A 4246-nucleotide genomic window follows, 5' to 3' on the forward strand; every position below is an offset into this window, starting at 1 on the left:
AGAAGTCTCTCTTTGGAATATAGTAGTATAAAAGATTCTTTTTGGAGTATATTCATGGAGCAGTTGTCTTATACCGGAAAAGACATTGGAGTCTGCTTTCTCGATACAGGAATTTCTGACCATCCGGATTTCAAAGGCAGGATACAGATGTTTGCTGATTTTATTTCCAACAAAAAAATACCATATGATGATAATGGACATGGTACGCATGTGGCCGGGATCCTCTGCGGTGACGGAAGCGCTTCCGGCGGCAAATATAAGGGCGTGGCGCCAGGCTGCAGGATTATTGCTGTAAAAGTATTGGACAGAATGGGCAACGGGAATAAAGAGGATGTTCTGCGGGCTTTTCAATGGATCCTGAAAAACTATCAAAAATATCGTATCCGCATTGTAAATATTTCGGTGGGCACCATATACAGAACCTGGTGTGACCATCATGTTCTGAGCCAGGGAGTAGAAGAGTTATGGGATCAGGGGCTTATAGTCGTAGCAGCGGCAGGAAATCAGGGGCCAAAGCCGGGAAGCATCACAGCTCCCGGCAGCAGCAAAAAAGTGATCACTGTGGGATCCAGCGACATGCTTATCGGAAGCAGCGGTGTGTCCGGACGGGGACCTACCTTTGAATGTGTCTGTAAGCCGGATCTTGTGACACCGGGAAGCCGGATCACATCCTGTCTGCCAGGGGGCAGATATGGCATAAAAAGCGGCACGTCTATGTCTACGCCATTTATTTCAGGCGCCATTGCCCAAATGCTGGAAAAAGATCCTCTTCTTACAAATGTGGAGATCAAGATGATGCTCCGGGACAGTACAGACGATATGGGACTTCCAAGAAATCAGCAGGGCTGGGGAAAATTTAACTTTAAACGTTTTATGGAGATGTAAAAATATCTTTGTTTTGTACCCCCCAAAAACGTTGACGTAAGGAGAGTTTTTTTGTACAATATTTTTCATAATGTGACTAGAAACAGTATATACTGATTTCGGACTGAGAGGAGAATGACAGATGGAAAAAATCAAGATGACCACGCCACTTGTGGAAATGGACGGAGACGAGATGACCCGTATTCTTTGGAAAATGATCAAGGATGAATTGCTGCTCCCTTATATTGACCTGAATACAGAATACTATGATCTGGGGCTGGCATACAGAAATGAAACAGATGATCAGGTAACCATTGATGCGGCAGAGGCAACTAAAAAATACGGTGTAGCAGTAAAATGTGCTACCATCACTCCAAATCAGGCCCGAATGAAGGAGTATAATCTCAAAAAAATGTACAAAAGCCCTAACGGTACCATTCGGGCTATCCTGGATGGAACTGTTTTCCGTGCCCCCATCGTAGTCAAGGGAATCGAACCTTGTGTACGCAACTGGAAAAAACCGATCACACTGGCTCGTCATGCATATGGAGATATTTATAAAAACACTGAATTTTATGTAGATAAACCGGGCAAGGTGGAACTGGTATATACTTCTGAAGACGGAGAGGAAAAGCGGGCTCTTGTTCAGGAATTCAAAACTCCCGGTGTTACAATGGGAATGCATAACATGGAAGCTTCCATTGAAAGCTTTGCCAGAAGCTGCTTCAATTATGCCCTGGATACCAGGCAGGATGTATGGTTTGGCGCCAAGGATACCATTTCCAAAACTTATGATGCTAAATTTAAAGAAGTGTTCCAGAAAATTTATGAAGATGAATTTAAAGAAAGATTTGAAGAGCAGGGACTTGTGTATTTCTACAGTCTGATCGATGATATCGTTGCCCGTGTTATGAAAGCGGAAGGCGGATTTATCTGGGCATGCAAAAACTATGATGGAGACGTAATGAGTGATATGGTCTCATCTGCGTTTGGTTCTCTTGCGATGATGACCTCGGTGCTGGTTTCCCCGCAGGGATACTATGAGTACGAGGCGGCCCATGGAACTGTACAGAGACATTATTACCGCCACATGGAAGGAAAGGAAACTTCTACCAACTCAGTTGCTACTATTTTTGCCTGGACCGGCGCCCTTCGCAAACGTGGGGAAATGGATGGAAACCAGGAACTGATGGAATTTGCAGATAAACTGGAAAAAGCTACTCTTACTACCATTGAAGACGGAAAGATGACCAAAGATCTTGCGCTGATTACCAGCCTGAAGCATCCGAAGGTTCTTTCCAGCAGAGAATTTATTCTTGCAGTCCGTGATTCTCTGAATCGTCTGATGAAATAAAAACGCTGTCGGAAGATATTCATGAAATTTAAAAATGGGAAATCCTCAGGCGAGGGTTTCCCATTTTTCATATAATTCTTCCAGTTCAGCCTGGATTGCTTCTTTTTCGCGGCTTAATTCAGCACAACGGCCTACATTGGTACAGACATCAGGAAGTACCAGCGTGTCATCGATTTCTTTATCCCTGGTTTCCAGTTCTTCAATACGGGCTTCTGTTTTTTTCAGTTCGTTTTCCTGCTTACGTCTGCGGGCCTGTTCTTCTTTTTGCTGCTGCCAGGTAAGCTTATTATCAGAAACGGTTTCCGAAATTTCCGGAACAGCCGCTGTCTGCTGAACAGGAGCATATTTTTCTGTAAGTTCTTCTTTTTTCTCCAGATAATAATCATAATCGCCAATATAATTGACTACCGCCTGATTTGTAAGATCCAGGATCCTGGTAGCGGTCTGATTAATAAAATAGCGGTCATGAGATACATAAAGGACCGTACCTGTGTAGCTGTTTAATGCCTCTTCAAGAATTTCTTTAGATGCAATATCCAAATGGTTGGTAGGCTCATCCAGGATTAGGAAATTGGCTTCTGAAAGCATCAGTTTGGCAAGAGATACACGGCCTCTTTCACCGCCGGAAAGAGCAGAAATTTCCTTAAATACATCGTCTCCGGTAAAAAGAAATGCTGCCAGCATGTTACGGATCTCTGTTTCTGTAAGAGTTGGATAGGTATCTGAAATTTCCTGAAAAATAGTTTTTTCTGTATGAAGTACATGATGTTCCTGGTCATAATAACCGATCTGCACTTTAGAACCAAGGGAAAAACTTCCTGCATCTGCAGGAAGGATGCTGTTGAGAATCTTCAGCATAGTGGTTTTTCCGGTTCCGTTGTTTCCGATCAGAGCAATGCGTTCCCCTCGCTTGATCTGGAAAGAAATATCAGTAAAAAGGGTCTGACCTGGAAAGCTTTTAGAAAGACCTTCCACAGTAAGGACATCATTTCCGCTGACTACCCGGGGCTCCAGAGAGAGACGCATCTGGGTCTGTATTTCTACAGGTTTTTCTAGTCTCTGTATCTTGTTCAGCATTTTTTCCCGGCTCTCCGCCCGACGGATAGATTTCTCTCGATTAAAAGATTTCAGTTTGACGATTACAGCTTCCTGGTGTTTGATTTCCCGCTGCTGGTTAAGGTATGCTTTGTACTGTGCATCACGAAGCTGCGCCTTTTTTTCCGCATAGGCTGAATAATTTCCCTGAAAAGCAGTAACCTGTCCCGCTTCGATTTCTATTACTTTTGTAACAACCTTGTCCAGGAAATAACGGTCATGGGAAACGATAAATACAGCACCGGGATAATTCAGAAGATAAGTTTCCAGCCAGGCGATGCTTTCCATATCCAAATGGTTGGTAGGCTCATCCAAAAGCAGAATGTCCGGTTTGGAGATCAGCAGTTTGCCCAGAGCCACACGTGTTTTCTGACCGCCGGAAAGGGTTTCGATCTCTTTCCCAAAATCCTCTTCTGAAAATCCAAGACCTTTCAGAACCCCCATCAGTTCACTTTTGTACGCATATCCGTTTTCCAACTCAAATTCATGGGTCAGACGGGTGTAGGTATTCATCAGACGATCCAGCTCCTGCCCCTGAACATGTTTCATTTCCTGCTCCATGGAACGCATTCGTTCTTCCATGTCGATGATATACTGTTTGGTGGTAAGAAGTTCTTCATAAATAGTGCGGTGACCATGAATGTCCTGATACTGGGCCAGATATCCCATACGCTTGTCTTTGGCAAGAACTACGTTTCCGGAATCAGAAGAGATCTCTTCCATGATGATTCTGAGAAGGGTAGTCTTTCCTGCGCCGTTATTACCGATAAGAGCGGCTTTTTCCCGCTCTTCTATGTGAAAAGAGGCATCTTTTAAAATCTCTTTTTCCCCAAAAGATTTACAGATGCTCTGACATGCTAAAATCATTACAGTTCCTCCAGAAATTACCTTATTTCATTTGTGCATATGGTAAGATTATAAAGCTATTACAAT

The 4246-nt window shown here is 43.5% G+C and carries 3 protein-coding genes; 2 read left to right on the forward strand and 1 reads right to left on the reverse strand.

Annotation, left to right across the window (positions count from 1 at the left end; all coding sequences use genetic code 11):
* Positions 1-54: 54 nt before the first annotated feature.
* Positions 55-885, forward strand: a complete 831-nt coding sequence (locus RDS42_RS12945; protein WP_308784026.1) for a S8 family peptidase — start codon at positions 55-57, stop codon at positions 883-885.
* 121 nt (positions 886-1006) lie between these two features.
* Positions 1007-2218: an NADP-dependent isocitrate dehydrogenase gene (locus RDS42_RS12950; RefSeq protein ID WP_308784024.1), complete on the forward strand. Its 1212-nt coding sequence runs from the start codon at positions 1007-1009 to the stop codon at positions 2216-2218.
* A gap of 45 nt (positions 2219-2263) precedes the next feature.
* On the opposite strand, the gene RDS42_RS12955 is transcribed toward RDS42_RS12950, so the two are convergent.
* Positions 2264-4180 carry an ABC-F family ATP-binding cassette domain-containing protein gene (locus RDS42_RS12955; protein WP_308784025.1) on the reverse strand — a complete coding sequence of 639 codons (1917 nt, stop codon included), beginning with the start codon at positions 4178-4180 and terminating at the stop codon, positions 2264-2266.
* Between the last annotated feature and the right edge of the window lie 66 nt (positions 4181-4246).

This window comes from uncultured Blautia sp. (assembly GCF_902497045.1).
GTDB lineage: Bacteria > Bacillota > Clostridia > Lachnospirales > Lachnospiraceae > Blautia_A.